Here is a 15,938-nt window from a genome sequence, read left to right on the forward strand (position 1 = left end):
ATCACTTCTGAAAACTTAGCCAAGGTCATGGTCATATTCCTTTGCCGATTGAGTGCATACCTCTATAAATATCATGTATAATCAAGATGCCCCCCTGGGGGATTTTCAGTTATGATATTGTGAAATAAGTAAAGTTTAGTAACAAATATTAAAAACTTTGATTAATCATACATTCTCTGCCTACACAGCTACTAACCCCACTGTAGATATCAATCACAGCCTGAAAAATCATCATTTACCAAATTTTCTATCTTCCCGACAAAATTGGTTAATATTTTTAGCATCAGTATTCTTAGTATCAGTACCAGTGTTCATAGAAGCTCCATTGGTGCGATCTTCTCCCATTCTTAGCGTATTATTGACAGGCTTTTGGGTGTGGTTCAGTATTAAATTAATGTCACGTCCCCAAACCTACCTGTGGGGAGATTTACTCTTTGGCTTTAGCTGGACTTGGTTAACAGGAGCGATTTATTGGGGTTGGTTAAGATATGAACCAATCTGGCATATACCAATAGAAGCATTAGGATTACCTTTTGCTGTGTGGTGTTTAGCGAAAAATTGGGGTAAGGTTGGCAATTGGTTTTACCTGGGTTCTTTACTAGGAACAGTTTTAACCGATATTTATTTTTATTTGGTGGATTTAATGCCTTATTGGCGACAAATTATGAGAACAGATCCATCAGGTGCTTCACAAATCTTACAGAATGCCCTAGCACAAGTCCAAACCCCTTGGGGAGAAGGCTGGGCAGTCATTCTTGCCCTGATGCTGATGACAGTAGGAACAGTCTCTTTACTCCATAAGCAATCCCATTGGTATGCCTTTGGGGGGGCGGTTTTGAGTACAATTCTAGTAGACAGTCTCTTCTTGTTAGCAGCAGTCCTGGCGTGAAATTCCCATCAATTCAGGTAAACACCGAAAAATGGGCGCAGAGGTGCTATGAGGTCAGATTTTTGGCAAAAGTCAAATCAAACCAAATAGTCGTAAATATTATGGATATTGATACGCTGTATATTAGTTTTTGATGACTGTTGTGCAAGCTCTCAAGCTTAAACCATGAAGAAGCTAGGATCAAGTTAGAAAAGAAACTGCTCTAACACCCTTAAAATTCCGGCTTATGCCCTACAGTTCATAGCTTTTGGCTGCAAAATTTTATTATTCCTGGAAAAAAAGAGGTAAAAATCGTGAAAGGATTGGTGCGTTTATTTACTGTGTTTACATTGTTGCTAGGTTGCTGGGGAATACTGGGAACTACCCAGACAGCCCAAGCTGTTAGTTTCAATAGCTTTCTGGGAAATCAAGTTCCAGTTTTAGCGATCGCTCGTCAAAATAGAGCAGATCAGAAGCTAGGAACAGAGTTTGGTAAGAAAATTGATTTGAACAATACCAATATGCGGGCTTTCCAACAATATCCAGGACTTTATCCCACATTGGCTAAGAAGATTGTCGCTAATGCTCCCTACGAAAAAGTAGAAGATGTATTAAATCTGCCAGGATTGACCGATAGCCAAAAAGAACGTTTGCAAGCTAACTTGGATAATTTCACCGTGACAGAATTGGAGCCTAACTTCAACGAAGGCGACGATCGCATTAACAACGGTATCTACAGATAACTAAGGATTGGGGATTGGGGACTGGGGACTGGGGACTGGGAATTGAAAACATATTCCCAATTACCCATACCCGAAGTTTAGATTTTAAATTTTGGGCTGTAAATCCCAAAAATCATCCAAATCACAAAAATCATAGTTAGCCCTTGTTCCCTATTCCTGGCTGTAAATCCCAAAAATCATCCAAATCACAAAAATCATAGTTATACCTTGCCCGATATAAATATTCCTAACCAATTCGATGTTTTAGTAGTCGGTGCCGGTGCAGCAGGACTATATACAGCCCTATGTCTACCCACATCCTTACGAGTCGGCTTAATTACTAAAGAAACAGTCTCACTCTCTGCCAGTGATTGGGCGCAAGGTGGCATAGCCGCAGCTGTAGCCCCAGAAGATTCGCCAAAACTGCATATTGAAGACACATTAAAAGCAGGGGCTGGTTTATGTGATATCGCCGCTGTCAAATTCCTAGCCGAACAAGCCCCCAGTTGTATTCAGTCCCTGGTTGACCTGGGCGTAGCTTTTGATCGTCATGACAGTAACTTAGCTTTAACCCTAGAAGCAGCCCATTCTCGTCCTCGCGTGCTTCATGCAGCCGATACTACTGGTAGAGAAGTTACCACCACCCTGACAGATCAAGTCCTACGTCGTCAAAATATCAAAGTAATTCAGCAAGCTTTAGCTCTGAGTTTATGGATAGAACCCCAAACCGGTCAATGTTTGGGAACTAGCCTATTTTATCAAGGGAAAATTACCTGGATTAGAGCCGGGGCTGTGATTTTAGCTACAGGTGGCGGTGGTCAAGTATTTGCCCAAACTACTAACCCAGCGGTAAGTACAGGTGATGGTGTGGCCATTGCTTGGCGGGCAGGGGCAATTCTCCGTGATTTAGAATTTGTCCAATTTCATCCCACAGCCCTCAGCAAACCAGGACGTTTTCTCATTAGTGAAGCTGTGCGTGGAGAAGGGGCGCATTTGGTGGATGACACCGGGCGACGTTTTGCCTTTGATTACCACCCAGCAGGGGAACTAGCACCCCGTGATGTGGTCAGTCGAGCTATTTTCAGTCATTTACAAAAAACGGCTGCTGACCCGGCTACAGCGAATGTCTGGTTAGATATGCGCCCCATTCCCCCTGACAAAATTCGCCACCGTTTCCCGAATATCATCGCTGTTTGTCAACGTTGGGGGATTGATGTTTTTACTCAACCCATTCCTGTTTCTCCTGCTGCCCATTATTGGATGGGTGGTATTCTCACAGATGTCATGAATGCCACGAATATTCCCGGTTTATACGCCATTGGAGAAACTGCCAGTACGGGAGTACATGGTGCTAATCGTTTAGCTAGTAATTCGTTGTTGGAATGTATTGTCTTTGGGGCGCAAATGGCTAATGTTGACTATGAAAAATTGCAACTGGGAAAACAGGAATCTGCTAATATTATTGAAACTGAAAGTTTGGCAGTTAACCCATCTCTAATTGAGTGGGAAAATCAACAAAGACAATTAGCAGAAATTCGCCAAAATTTACCCCGTGTAGTTTGGCAAAGTGCAGGTATTTGTCGAGAAAAATCAAGTTTAGAAAATGCCATTTCTCAAGTTGCATCTTGGCAAGAAGACTTTGCGGCTTTATCTTTAAGTCAATTATTATTGAGTTTAAAACCAACACAATCAGTTAATTTTCAACAACCACAAATTGAAAAGGAATTGCGGCTTTGGGCGGAAACTCGTAATTTATTAGATGTGGCGGAATTAATTCTCAAAAGTGCTGTTTTTAGAACCGAAAGCCGGGGTGGACATTACCGTTTAGATTATCCCGAAACTGATCCTAATTGGCAAGTGCATACTATTGTCCAAAATCAGCAATGGGTAATGGGTAAATAACAACAGAACTAGATCCCCGACTTCTTAGAGAAGTCGGGGATCTTATGAACAACTTTAACGAAAATATTTAAAGTTTTTCGGACCTGTGTAACCAGTTATTTTTCCTAGTTCCTCTAAAGTCTGGACTCCGCTATAACTTTTACCATTAATAATCCAAGTCGGGAAACCTTCGATTTTTGCAGCTTTACATAATTCTGGTTTACCATTGGGACTATCGCCAGCGCACTCTACCTTAGAATTATCATTAATGATTTGATAAGCCTCTTTACCAAAAAGTAGCTTTTGTTCGTGACAGTGTGGACACCAATAGGCTACATATTCCTTAGCACCAGATTTGACAAGATGTTGGGCTAGGGCTATTTCGGCTGCACCAGATTTAGTGGTAATTTCCCAGCCAAATTGAGGATTTGGTTGTTCTTTAGGAGTAAAGGTAATTGCTGTTGGTTTGCCATCAGTTGATTCAGTAATGTTACCTGATGGATTTACTTGAGAATAAACTCCTAAAGTCCCAATTAGCGTCACCATTGCCACAATCACAGCCGTAAATAAAAGTTGTCCAATGTCTTCCCAATCTCTACCCATGACGGTTAACACTAACATAGTTAATGCAAACAAGGCAGAGGCAATACAGTACAGACAAACAGCTTGGAGTTGAAATGCCAGGACATACATTAAGTATCCACTGAAAACTGACATAGCGATCGCTCCCACAAACAGCAACCACCAAGTTAAATTTTCTAGTTGTTTCTGACTTTTGTGATTTTCCCCTGCGTTCAATGCTAAGGGAGCTAAAGCCAATATCAACATCCCCATGTATGCCAATAAACCAAATACAGGTAATGGTTGACCTAAAACCGTAGCCCAAGGACTAGAAAGGACATCCACACAACCTTTAACATTTTCTGGGGTAGTACAAACCGGAGTGCTACCGGTCAGCTTTTCATAGGTGAGATAACCTGTATTTAGGATACCAAAACCAGCAATAGTTGCGATCGCCGAACGCGACCATTTATGAATCCAAGGAGTAGAACGACGACGAATCATAATATTGGTAATGGGTAATGGGTAATTGGTAATGGGTAATTGGTAATTGGTAATTGGGGAATAGAATCTAAAGATCCTCCTAATCATCTAAATCAAGAAAATCAAAAGAATCATAGTTTAGACAATTTCTAATCAAGAAAATCAAAAGAATCATAGTTTAGACAATTTCTAATCAAGAGAATCAAAAGAATCATAGTTTAGACAATAGAGGTCTGCGGGCAGCTTCGACAAATTGGCTGACGCGAATCGGATCTATTGGTTGCTGAATTTGACCATGACGTTTCAGAGAACTAGAAACAATCACCCCGTCTGCGGCTTTTAACAAAGTACCCACATTTTCCCAACTTGCACCACTACCAATAAAAACAGGAGTACCAGCAGCCGCAACACTAGCTAGTTCCAAATCCTCTTGGTCAGGAGGACTACCAGTAGCCCAACCAGATAGAATTACCGCGTCAGCCAAACCTCGTTCAATAGTATCCTTAACAGCAACCGTCAAATTAGGAGAACTCAAAGGACGGGCGTGTTTGACCAAAACATCAGCAAAAATTTTCACATCAGATCCTAATTCCCGACGATATCGTAATAATTGATGAGCGTCCCCTTCAATTAAACCTTGATCCGTTGCCATCACACCCGTAAGAACATTAATTCTGACAAATTGGGCATTAACGCAACTAGCAATAGCGATCGCACTTCTACCATCATTGCGTAACACATTTAATCCCAAAGGCACAGTCACCAAATTCTGGATGCGTTGCACAACCACAGTCATAGCGCTCACAACTGCGGGGTCAACTTGATTTTTCGTAAATGGGGCATCAAAAAAATTCTCAACGATAATCCCATCTACCCCTCCACTGGCAAGGGCTGTGGCTTCTTGTTCGGCGCGGTCAATCACTGCTTTGAGACTACCTCCCCAACGGGCTGAAGTCGGAAGAGGGAGCAGATGTACTACGCCAATAATTGGCGTTCGGGTTTTAAATAACTGATATAAGTCCACGTCTTTAATTTACTTGTCACAGTCTGGAGTTCTTGCCTATCCCCACTCTCCAGACGAGGGGGTAACAAAATGGCATCAATAACTAGACAGGAAGAATCACACAAAAAAATGCAGATTCTCTAGGCATTACAGCCTTCCGCCTTTTATACTAATAATATAAGTTGCTTTAGGGAACAGAAAACAGGAAATGGATGATTAGGAATGGGTAATTAGTAATTTTTCCCATCTCCCGGACCCTGATCCCACCTTTTTCATGGTCAAATTATTGCCTCCTCCTGAAGATATAAATTAACTTTCAACCTTCCATAAGATATGTTAAGATAGAATCTGATGACAAGAGGAGTTTGCCACTCACAAGATGCAAGGCAGCTTCCCGGCATTTAATTGCAAATGTCCGAGTAGCATTACTGCTTGATAGGCGTAGTCGCCCATGCGATTTCCCCAGTTGGGTAGCGGCTTCTCACAACAGACCTCTTGGTCGGCTTCCCAACGGGTAAATTAACAACGCCCACGCTGCGGTAATACAAAATACCATTAAGCGAATTGTTAAAAATATAATGAGTGTCAAACTTACCCAAAGACACTTAAAGATTACCCTGGGAAACAAATTAGTAGAAGTATCATAACATGACCCCTATCAACATGATAGCTGAAGGTCATAAACTGGCTTTTACTAATTAAAGTTGCTAGTTATGTAGGTTAAATCTGGTAATTAGTAGCGGGTAGTTGGGTGGAAAAGACAACAGAATTCAGGAGGTAGGGGCGCAGGGCCTGCGCCCAGTCAGAAATCACCGAGTAAAACCCGATTGATTTTTGATTGAAGTTTCGTGCTTCATTTACCTGCTGTATTTTTGTGATTGCATATTCCTAACCCAACGCTTGAATGTTAATTAACAAGGAAAAACGGAAGATCTATTCAAAATATGGTTGAAAAGCCAACGATTGCCATTTCTCACCTGGGCTGCGAGAAAAATCGAATTGATACAGAACATATGCTAGGGCTGCTAGTAAATGCAGGCTATGGTGTAGATAGTAACGAAGAATTAGCAGATTACGTAATTGTCAATACCTGTAGTTTTATTGAAGCGGCTCGACAGGAATCAGTAAAAACCCTAGTAGAACTAGCGGAAGCCAATAAAAAAATCGTCATTACTGGCTGCATGGCGCAACACTTTCAAGAACAATTATTGGAAGAATTGCCGGAAGCAGTAGCGGTAGTAGGGACAGGCGATTATCACAAAATCGTTGATGTCATCGAGCGAGTAGAACAGGGAGAGCGAGTTAAAGAAATTACTGCCGAACCTACCTATATTGCCGATGAAACCACACCCCGTTATCGGACAACCACTGAAGGGGTAGCTTACCTACGGGTGGCAGAAGGCTGTGATTATCGGTGTGCATTTTGTATTATTCCCCATTTGCGAGGAAACCAGCGATCGCGTACCATTGAATCAATAGTCGCCGAAGCCCAACAACTGGCAAGTCAAGGTGTCAAAGAAATAATTCTCATTTCCCAAATCACCACCAATTACGGCTTAGATATTTACGGGAAACCCAAATTAGCCGAATTGCTACGGGCATTAGGCAAAGTAGATATCCCTTGGATTAGGATGCACTACGCCTATCCCACCGGACTCACACCCGATGTAATTGCGGCCATCCAAGAAACCCCCAACTGTTTACCATATTTGGATTTGCCTCTACAGCATTCTCATCCAGAAATTCTCCGGGCCATGAATCGTCCTTGGCAAGGGCAAATCAATGATGGGATTATGGAACGGCTGAAAATTGCCCTACCATCAGCAGTGTTCAGAACCACATTTATAGTTGGTTTTCCTGGAGAAACTCAAGAGCATTTTCAACATTTATTAGAGTTTACCCAACGACATAAATTTGATCATGTTGGTGTCTTCACCTTCTCACCAGAAGAAGGAACTCCCGCCTACAATCTACCCAATCAAATTCCCGCAGAAGTGATGACGGAACGCCGTAATCAACTAATGGAATTACAACAGCCAATTTCCTTCCAGAAAAATCAACAGGAAATCGGCAAAGTAGTTGATGTCCTGATTGAGCAAGAAAATCCTGAAGGTGGAGAATTAATCGGTCGTTCCGGCAGATTTTCTCCCGAAGTTGATGGTCAAGTCTATGTTAAAGGAGAGGCTAGGCTAGGAACCATCGTTAAAGTAGCAATTCAAAGTGCCGATGCCTATGACCTCTATGGTCGAGTTATCAATAGTGATAGATTATCTTCCTATCTGCTATCTGCTGTTGTATAAGACTTAATTTACAAATAAGTATCGGTTCACAAGTTCAAAATTCACAATCAAATCTAGGAGCATTAATGAATTTATCATTTCAAGAATTAGGCATTTCTCAAGAACGAGCTGAACTGTTAGCAAACATGGGTTTTTCTGAACCTACAAATATTCAAACCCAAGCAATTCCTCAACTATTAAATGGTCGGGATGTAGTTGGTCAATCCCAAACAGGAACAGGTAAAACCGCAGCTTTTTCTCTACCAATTTTAGAAAGATTAGATCCCAGCTTAAAAGCTGTACAAGCCATAGTTTTAACCCCAACTCGTGAGTTAGCAATTCAAGTTCATGCGGCTGTTTCCCAATTTATTGGTAACAGTTACTTGAAAGCAGCGGCTATTTACGGTGGTCAATCAATTGACCGTCAAATTATGCAACTCAGACGTGGGGCGCAAATCGTTGTCGGTACACCAGGACGGGTCATAGACTTGCTAGATCGTGGTAACTTGAAATTAGATCAAGTCAGATGGTTTGTCTTAGATGAAGCTGATGAAATGTTAAGCATGGGCTTCATTGACGATGTAGAGAGAATTCTTTCTCAAGCGCCTGAAGAACGCCAAACAGCCTTATTCTCAGCGACAATGCCACCGTCAATTCGGATGTTGGTAAATAAATTTTTGAACTCACCGGTAACTGTCACCGTTGAACAACCCAAAGCCGCACCGAATAAAATCAATCAAGTGGCTTACATGATTCCCCGTCATTGGACAAAAGCTAAAGCTTTACAACCAATTCTGGAAATGGAAGATCCAGAAACAGCTTTAATCTTTGTTCGCACCCGCCGCACAGCCGCAGAATTAACCAGTCAATTACAATCTGCTGGTCATAGTGTGGATGAATATCATGGTGATTTGTCCCAACAAGCCCGGGAACGCCTATTAATCCGTTTCCGTAACCGTCAAGTACGTTGGGTGGTAGCTACTGATATTGCAGCGCGTGGTTTAGATGTTGACCAGCTTTCCCACGTTATCAACTTTGATTTACCCGATAGCGTGGAAACATACGTTCACCGGATTGGTCGGACTGGTCGGGCTGGAAAAGAAGGAACGGCAATTTCCTTAGTTCAGGCATTTGAACGCCGCAAACAACAGGCATTTGAACGCCATAACCGTCAAACTTGGCAGATTCTGTCTATTCCTACCAAGGCACAGATTGAAGCCCAACATATCCAGAAGTTAAGAGGACAAGTTGCTGAAGCTTTAACTGGGGAACGGTTAGCTTCCTTCTTGCCGATTATCAGCGAGATGATTGAGGAATATGATGCTCATGCGATCGCTGCTGCTGCTTTACAAATCGCCTACGATCAAACCCGCCCCGCTTGGTTACTATCAGGAGTAGACCTACCTGTTGAAGAAAGCCCAACTCCCAAACCCAGAATCAACAAACGTGGTGATAGTGGCGAACGTGAACGCAGTTCCGGTGGTGGTCGCGGTGGTCGTTCCTCTTGGTCAAAAGAAGGTAAAGGCAACGACGACAGACGCAGCAGCGGTGGCGGTAGTCCTAAACCCAAGTTGAAAATCACTCACCATGAATCTTCTCCTAGTCCTAGTAACCACAAGTTAGGTTTACCGACAGGTAGAGAATAGATGGGTTGTCAGTGCATCGCCATAACAACCTGTTAATAAGCTGATTTTTAAAGCCACTTTCACCTACAGATTAAAACCTGCGGGTTTGAAGGTGGCTTTATTAAGTAATTGGACAAAAATATTTACAGTCATTGCGAGGGAAGGGAAGCAATCACAACCCTTGCGAACTGCTTGCAGCAGTGCTTCATTTCACTTCGTTCCCTATGGCTAACGCCACGCAACGCTTACGCAATGACAATAGACATCTCCGGTAAAGATTGTAGAGACGTTCCATGGAACGTCTCTACAGGGGTTTCATGTCACGCATATTTAATTTTCGGAGATGTCTATTGTGTAATTAATTCTGTCTCACTACTTAACATCAATTTTTGTTGGTGCAAGATGTCAGGTAGGAAGTTGGGAGCAATAAAGCTTATTACCAGAGATAGTAATAGGGGGTTGTGTTTAGAGATATCATAAGACCTTGTGGTAAGTGGGAAACTCAGTCACTTTAGTGCTGAGAGGAAAACGACTCGTGCGGTTTTAACCGCTTTTTAAGGGACTTCCAAATAAAAATATGTCCCAAAACTAACGCAAAAACTCTCTCTATTTCTTCTCTCTCTGTGTTCTCTGTGCCTCTGTGGTTCTTTTGTTCATTTATTGGGATAATTTTTTTCTTGGAAGTTCCTAAACCCTGGCGATCGCTTTATTTCGTTTCATATCTTTCTAGGGAGCAAGTTATGTAGTGAAAGCCATGCACCATCCTTTATTGCTGATTTTCGTTAAAATCACGATTTTTTCTCTAATGTTAGCCATAGGCAGCAATCTCTGTTTTGAAGAAATGCTCTCCCTGTGGCGAAAACCTGCTTTACTATTCCGTGCGCTTTTAGCCGTTGTGGTGCTAGTTCCTTTAGTGGTTATTGTCCTGCTAAAACTGTTTCACTTACCCCCAGAAGTAATCACAGGATTAGCCTTGTTAGCGGCTTCTCCAGGTGCGCCTCTGACCACAAAGCGATCGCAAAAGGCTGGAGGCAGATTCTGTTACGCAGCCAGTCTTCAATTAACCCTCGCCATACTTGCAGTCTGCGTTACTCCCGTCACATTGGGCATTTTTTTCACCCTATTTCAGCATCTTGTAGAAAAAGTGACAATTTTAGAAGTCGCTAGACAGGTGATCATGGTACAGTTGTTGCCTGTCAGTATCGGTCTGTTGCTGCAAAAATTTACTCCTAAATTTGCCGAAAATATCGCCCAACCTTTAAATTTTATTGCTGATATTCTTTTATTACTGCTGGTTATTTTGGCTGGTATTTTAGGGATTCCCCTATTTTTTAAAGTTTGGGGATTACCAATGGTTGTGATTACAATCATGATAATTGTTTCTCTAGCAATAGGACACAGTTTAGGAGATCATAATGATGATACACAACCAATTTTAGCAATTTCCTGTATTGCTCGTAATGTCGGTTTAGCTTTGTTTATCGCTATTTTGAATGACGTACAACAACAGGTAATTCCCACAATCATAGCTTATGTAATTGTAGGAGCAGTTCTAGGTGGTTTTTACTCAATTTGGAATAAACGCAAATTAGAGAAACAACCTAGCTAAGAGGTTGTTTGAAAAGTATTAGATGAAACCGATAATCTCCAGAAACCTAACCCCCCTTCCCCCCTTCCCTACAAGGGAATGGGGGTTTCAAAGCCTCTCCCCGCGTCGGGGAGAGGTTTGGAGAGGGGTTTATTTATACATTAAAAACTTTTCAAACATCCTCTAAATGCGGTTTTCAATTCCTCTCCGTGCCTCTGCGTCTCTGCGTGTAAAAATCTAAATTATGGCATTATTTGAACAGCTAGAGAGCTGGTTATCATTTGTTGTGACTTTGCTGAAATTTTTACTAGAATCTATTTCTGTTTTTTGTATTTTATTGGGTGTATTAAAAAGCGGAAAAATAGCAATTTCTCTGAACCATCATCATAGTCAAAACAGATTTCTGCAAATCCGGCTCAACTTTGGCATTTGGCTAGTGCTGGCATTAGAATTTCAATTAGGAGCAGATATTCTTTCTACAACCTACCATTCAACCTTTGAGTCTCTAGGAAAATTAGGAATTGTTGCCTTAATTAGAACTTTCCTCAATTATTTTCTGAATCAAGAACTCAATAAACAACAATAAAAGTAATTATTCAGAGGTAATTTACAGGCACATTTTACCACAATGAATCAGCCACTTATCAAATCAGAAACACCTGAACAATTGTCTACCAACGATTTAGCCGCAGATCGGACAGAACTAGCTAAATACCGCAGTCGAGCGGCAGCAGACCGCACATTAATGGCGTGGATACGCACCTGTCTTTCCTTGATTGGTTTTGGTTTTGGTATTCCCACTATCGTTAGGGCGATTGAAAATACTCGCATTAGTCATCACCTGAACCCAGTCAGATTTTCGGTGATTGTGGGACTATCTTTTATTGTGACAGGAATGTTGGGAATGGTTTTAGGGTTGAGAGAACATCGTCAGTTACTTAAACAAATTCAAAATAATCGCTATACCTACGAAACTTCTCACAGTGCGGAAATTATCGGGGTGGCTTTACTTGTAATTGGCTTTGTTAGTTTTATTGGTGTGCTAATTCGAGCAATGAATTTTTGACTTTTGATTTACAAAGGCAATGTAACAGTAACAATTGTCCCATGACCAGATTCACTCATAATATTTAAACTGCCTTCATGTAAATCTACACATTTTTTCACAACCATTAAACCTAAACCTGTACCCGGAATATTGCGGACATTTTTACCCCGATGAAATGGTTGAAATAATTGATTTTGATCATTTATAGAAATGCCAATTCCTTGATCACAAATTTTAATGATCACTTCCCTGTCTTTAAAAATAAGATAAAATTCAACTTGAATGTTTTCTGGAGAATATTTAATTGCATTTGATAGGAGATTTCCTAATATTGAACGCAATAACCTTTCATCTAAATATGCTTGTTTTTTGTTTCCTTCACAAACAAAATTAATTATATGTCCAGAACCATCACTAATTCTAATTTCTTCAATAAATTGACGACAAAACTTTTCTAAATCTAGCTGTGTAGGATTAAATTCTAAATTACCTGTTTCTGCCCGATTAATAGTTAAAATATCATCTAATAATTGCACCATATTTTTTACAGAATCTTGAATACGGTGTAAATTGCGAATCCTTTTTTGGTCATCTTGCCAAGCATAAGGAGAATTTTCTAATAATTGAGCAGCAGCTAAAGCCACACTTAATGGTGTCCGAAATTCATGGGATGCCATAGAGAAAAAACGAATTTTCATGGTGCTTAATTCTTTTTCTTTTTCCAATGCTAACCGCACTTCTTCTAATCTTTTGCGTTCAGTAATATCACGACAATTAACAAATATTTGTGTTAGTTCTGAATTGTCAACAAATCTCTGACTAATAGCTTCTAAAGTTCGCCAATTTCCATCCTGATGACAATAACGAAATTCAACTGGTAAAGCAACATCAGGATTTTTAATTGCATTGGTAATGTGATAACAAGTAGTGACAAAATCATCAGGATGAATCAGAGCAAAAAAATTATAATCAATCAAATTAGCAGATTGATAACCTAAAACTTTTTCTACAGATGGACTAATATATTGAATCGTCCCTTCTGTATCTAAAATAGTGATAACATCTAAGGCATTTTCAATCAGTGAACGGAATCTTTCTTCACTCCGCTGTAATGCTTGTTCAATTCTTTTGCGTTCTGTAATATCTCTTTGTACTGCTATCCAATGAGTATAGTATCCTGTTTTATCAGCTACAGGAACTACACTAAATTCTACCCAAAATTCTGAACCATCTTTGCGATAATTAATAACTTCAACTGTAACAGTTTCCCAACGAGAAAGAGCATTTCTTACTTGATCTAAAGCAACCCGATCTGTTTTTGGACCTTGGAGAATACGGGGAGTTTTACCTAACACATCTTCGGAACTATAACCAGTCATGCGTGTAAAGGCTTGATTGATATATAAAATGCGTGGTCCAGGTTCATCTATGGGTTCAAATTCTGTAATTAAAACAGCATCATTAGTATTAACAACCACAGATTGAAGTAACCGCACTTGTTCAGCTTGACGTTTTTGTTCTGTGATATCTGCAACTACTGCGACTATACCATTAATTGCTCCATTGCTGTTGCGGAGAGGAGCAGCAGAAAAAACAATATCTATCAATGTACCGTCTTTTTTGGGTTGACGGACTTCTAAACGGGGAAGAGTGATACCTTGAATGATGCTTTCTCTAATTTTTTGATATTCTTCTAATTCTATGGAAATGATGGGGTTAGGTTGATCTAAAATTTCTGTTTCTGTCCAACCAAACATTCTTGCGGCCGCAGGATTCCAAATTTTAATATTGTTATCTAAATCTACGGTAAAAATAGCCCGGGGTGAAGCAGCAATCAAAGATTCAAGAGTTTGATTTGTGTGACGAAGTGCGGCTTCGGTGCGTTGACGTTCGATAATTTCTGCTCGTAAGGAAATGTTAGTTTGAGCTAGTTCTTCTGTGCGTTGTTGAACTCGGTTTTCTAGTTCAATATTCAGTTGTTGTAGTTGTTCATAAAATTCTGATTGTTGAATAGCGATCGCAACTTGATTGGCTAATTGTACCATTAATTCAATTTCCCAAGGTTGCCATTCACGAATATCACTACATTGATGAGCAATCAACAAACCCCAAAGATAAGGTTGAGAATTAGTAGGAATATCTCGCAATTCTTGTAATATTGGGACTACTAATTTAGCTTTTACACCAAACTGTTTTACAAAATCTGCTAAACAAGATTCTACATCACTTTGATCTATATTGGTAACAGCGCGAATTTTTCCTTGAGTATAAGCATGATGATACTCTCTGGGAAATACTTCCTCTGGAAATGTTTCTCCAAGAATACAAGGATAATTTTCTGATACAGTTTCCGTGATTGCACAACCAGTACCATCTTCCGAAATCTGATAAATTAGCACTCTGTCAGCTTGGAGAAACTGTTTTACCTCTGCTACTGTGGTCACTAGCACTTCATCTAAATTCAGGGATTTGCGAATGTGGTGAGCTATTTGACTAATTAGACGTTCTCTTTCTGTTTGCTGTCGGAGAATCTTTTCTGCTCGTTTTCGTTGAGTTATTTGTCGTTGTAGAAGGTAGTAAGTTGTGAAAATAACAATAATAAATAATCCAATGAAAATACCGAATGGATTGAGCATAGGGAAGGTTTAGAGAGGGGGGTTAAAATTTAGATAATAAATCAGCTTGTTTACAAATTGCAGAATGTTTTTTGACGGGAATAGTTTTTATATGAAATTTATTTTGGTATATTTTGCGGTGTATGTAGTTAGCATAAGACATTAATCAAGAGTATTATAACTTTTTTTGATCGCTACCTATCATTTATCCTAAATCAATCTCTCCAATTATCTAATTGCAAAGGATAACCTAATGATTGAATTTTTTGATAATGTTTAGTATTTCCTGTTACTAAAATTAAATTATTTTCTATAGCGATTGCAGCAATTAATACATCTGCCAATCCTATAGTTTGTCCAGTTTTTTCTAAATCAGCATAAATTAATCCAGATAATTCAGCACTTTTTTGTTCTAAAGATAAGATTTCCATTTGTGGTAAATCTATTAAAAATTCCTGAATCCTATCATTGCGGTTTAATTTTCTCCATCCTTTGATAACTTCTGAGACTGTAATTACAGATATTGTATAATGTTTAAAAATAGTTTTATAAGCAATCGCTTTAGCTATAACTTGGATATTTTTACCTTTGCGAATTTCCGATAAAATATCTGTATCAATTAAAGTTTTATTCTTCACTGTTAATTTAGCATTTTTTAGGTTCTATGTTTTAACATATCTTCAATCAGTTTATCAACTAATTCCGCATCATCTGACCATTTGCCAATAAATGAATCGTTGAGAATTTCTGGTTGAGTCAATTGCTCAATCATTGCTTTAATTAAGTCTGAGATTTGACAATGATTAGTCTGGGTTAGTTGTTGTATTTTGTCATAAGTTTCTTGATCTAGTTCTATTTCTATTTTTTTCATAATTAGTTATTATTAAACTATAGAGTTTTTTATTATAGCGTAGTTGACGAGTGTTTTTCCTATTTTTAACCTAATCAAGCAATTTGCTGTTATTTTCTTTGATGTTGGGCAATATCTTTCCTACGGAACGCTACGCGAAAGGTCAGCTTTGCGATCGCTCTCCATTATCCCAAAGAACAGAAAGAGCGATACGCCAATCTTAACATTTTCCCACAAACGTAGGGGTTTAGCATTGCTAAACCCCTACAATCATTAACGATAGATGAGTGATTTCTGCGGAGTGCTTTGCGATCGCTCTCCATTTTACATAACGCAAGAAAGCAAACCACACTATCAGAAAAAAACAAATTCAGCCTGAAAATTTATTCTCAGGCTGTTATAAAAATTGATCTCA

At 39.7% G+C, this 15,938-nt stretch carries 13 protein-coding genes; 8 read left to right on the top strand and 5 right to left on the bottom strand.

All coding sequences use genetic code 11. The features are described from left to right. Nucleotides 1-157 precede the first annotated feature (157 nt). From AN486_RS04075 to nadB, 3 genes are all read left to right on the top strand, one after another. Entirely contained in the window at nucleotides 158-889 is a 732-nt protein-coding gene (locus AN486_RS04075) for a DUF3120 domain-containing protein (protein WP_081424289.1), read from the top strand. Between the two features lie 293 nt (nucleotides 890-1,182). After that, nucleotides 1,183-1,611, top strand: a complete 429-nt coding sequence (psbU, locus tag AN486_RS04080) for a photosystem II complex extrinsic protein PsbU (protein WP_290599420.1) — start codon at nucleotides 1,183-1,185, stop codon at nucleotides 1,609-1,611. Nucleotides 1,612-1,818: 207 nt separating this feature from the next. Then, complete coding sequence (gene nadB / locus AN486_RS04085; protein WP_290599421.1) at nucleotides 1,819-3,492, top strand: L-aspartate oxidase; 1,674 nt, start codon at nucleotides 1,819-1,821, stop codon at nucleotides 3,490-3,492. A gap of 54 nt (nucleotides 3,493-3,546) precedes the next feature. Here the strand turns inward: nadB and AN486_RS04090 are convergent, their stop codons facing one another. Further along, the gene (locus AN486_RS04090; protein WP_190384521.1) at nucleotides 3,547-4,536 is read right to left on the bottom strand and encodes a vitamin K epoxide reductase family protein; all 990 of its coding nucleotides are present in this window, start codon (nucleotides 4,534-4,536) and stop codon (nucleotides 3,547-3,549) included. 190 nt (nucleotides 4,537-4,726) lie between these two features. Beyond that, entirely contained in the window at nucleotides 4,727-5,539 is an 813-nt protein-coding gene (gene btpA / locus AN486_RS04095) for a photosystem I biogenesis protein BtpA (protein ID WP_290599422.1), read from the bottom strand. A 923-nt stretch (nucleotides 5,540-6,462) separates the two neighbouring features. On the opposite strand from btpA, the gene rimO reads away from it, so the two are divergent. From rimO to AN486_RS04120, 5 genes are all read left to right on the top strand, one after another. After that, nucleotides 6,463-7,818, top strand: a complete 1,356-nt coding sequence (rimO, locus tag AN486_RS04100) for a 30S ribosomal protein S12 methylthiotransferase RimO (RefSeq protein WP_290599423.1) — start codon at nucleotides 6,463-6,465, stop codon at nucleotides 7,816-7,818. A 65-nt stretch (nucleotides 7,819-7,883) separates the two neighbouring features. Continuing rightward, on the top strand, nucleotides 7,884-9,443 hold the full coding sequence (locus AN486_RS04105) for a DEAD/DEAH box helicase (RefSeq protein ID WP_053540454.1): 1,560 nt from the start codon (nucleotides 7,884-7,886) through the stop codon (nucleotides 9,441-9,443). 733 nt (nucleotides 9,444-10,176) lie between these two features. Then, nucleotides 10,177-11,031, top strand: coding sequence for a bile acid:sodium symporter (locus AN486_RS04110; RefSeq protein ID WP_168635589.1), 855 nt, complete (start codon nucleotides 10,177-10,179; stop codon nucleotides 11,029-11,031). Between the two features lie 223 nt (nucleotides 11,032-11,254). Continuing rightward, a complete protein-coding gene (locus tag AN486_RS04115) occupies nucleotides 11,255-11,596 on the top strand; it encodes a DUF1622 domain-containing protein (protein WP_053540456.1) in 342 nt (113 codons plus the stop codon). A 42-nt stretch (nucleotides 11,597-11,638) separates the two neighbouring features. Further along, nucleotides 11,639-12,076, top strand: a complete 438-nt coding sequence (locus tag AN486_RS04120) for a DUF202 domain-containing protein (protein WP_290599424.1) — start codon at nucleotides 11,639-11,641, stop codon at nucleotides 12,074-12,076. A gap of 8 nt (nucleotides 12,077-12,084) precedes the next feature. Here the strand turns inward: AN486_RS04120 and AN486_RS04125 are convergent, their stop codons facing one another. The 3 genes from AN486_RS04125 to AN486_RS04135 all read right to left on the bottom strand — a co-directional run bounded on the left by AN486_RS04125 (nucleotide 12,085) and on the right by AN486_RS04135 (nucleotide 15,544). Continuing rightward, nucleotides 12,085-14,694, bottom strand: coding sequence for a PAS domain S-box protein (locus tag AN486_RS04125; protein WP_290599425.1), 2,610 nt, complete (start codon nucleotides 14,692-14,694; stop codon nucleotides 12,085-12,087). A 194-nt stretch (nucleotides 14,695-14,888) separates the two neighbouring features. After that, nucleotides 14,889-15,311 (bottom strand): PIN domain-containing protein, encoded by a 423-nt coding sequence (locus tag AN486_RS04130; protein WP_290599426.1) that lies wholly within the window; start codon nucleotides 15,309-15,311, stop codon nucleotides 14,889-14,891. Nucleotides 15,312-15,328: 17 nt separating this feature from the next. Then, the gene (locus AN486_RS04135) at nucleotides 15,329-15,544 is read right to left on the bottom strand and encodes a hypothetical protein (protein WP_290599427.1); all 216 of its coding nucleotides are present in this window, start codon (nucleotides 15,542-15,544) and stop codon (nucleotides 15,329-15,331) included. Nucleotides 15,545-15,938: the final 394 nt, after the last annotated feature.

It is taken from the genome of Anabaena sp. AL93 (genome assembly GCF_001672085.1).
Lineage (GTDB): Bacteria > Cyanobacteriota > Cyanobacteriia > Cyanobacteriales > Nostocaceae > Dolichospermum > Dolichospermum heterosporum.

Excerpts from the sequence above, each read along its gene's own strand:
- AN486_RS04090 (WP_190384521.1), bottom strand. The coding sequence starts at position 4,536 with ATGATTCGTCGTCGTTCTACTCCTTGGATTCATAAATGGTCGCGTTCG.
- rimO (WP_290599423.1), top strand. The coding sequence starts at position 6,463 with ATGGTTGAAAAGCCAACGATTGCCATTTCTCACCTGGGCTGCGAGAAA.
- AN486_RS04105 (WP_053540454.1), top strand. The coding sequence starts at position 7,884 with ATGAATTTATCATTTCAAGAATTAGGCATTTCTCAAGAACGAGCTGAA.
- AN486_RS04110 (WP_168635589.1), top strand. The coding sequence starts at position 10,177 with ATGCACCATCCTTTATTGCTGATTTTCGTTAAAATCACGATTTTTTCT.
- AN486_RS04115 (WP_053540456.1), top strand. The coding sequence starts at position 11,255 with ATGGCATTATTTGAACAGCTAGAGAGCTGGTTATCATTTGTTGTGACT.
- AN486_RS04120 (WP_290599424.1), top strand. The coding sequence starts at position 11,639 with ATGAATCAGCCACTTATCAAATCAGAAACACCTGAACAATTGTCTACC.
- AN486_RS04125 (WP_290599425.1), bottom strand. The coding sequence starts at position 14,694 with ATGCTCAATCCATTCGGTATTTTCATTGGATTATTTATTATTGTTATT.
- AN486_RS04135 (WP_290599427.1), bottom strand. The coding sequence starts at position 15,544 with ATGAAAAAAATAGAAATAGAACTAGATCAAGAAACTTATGACAAAATA.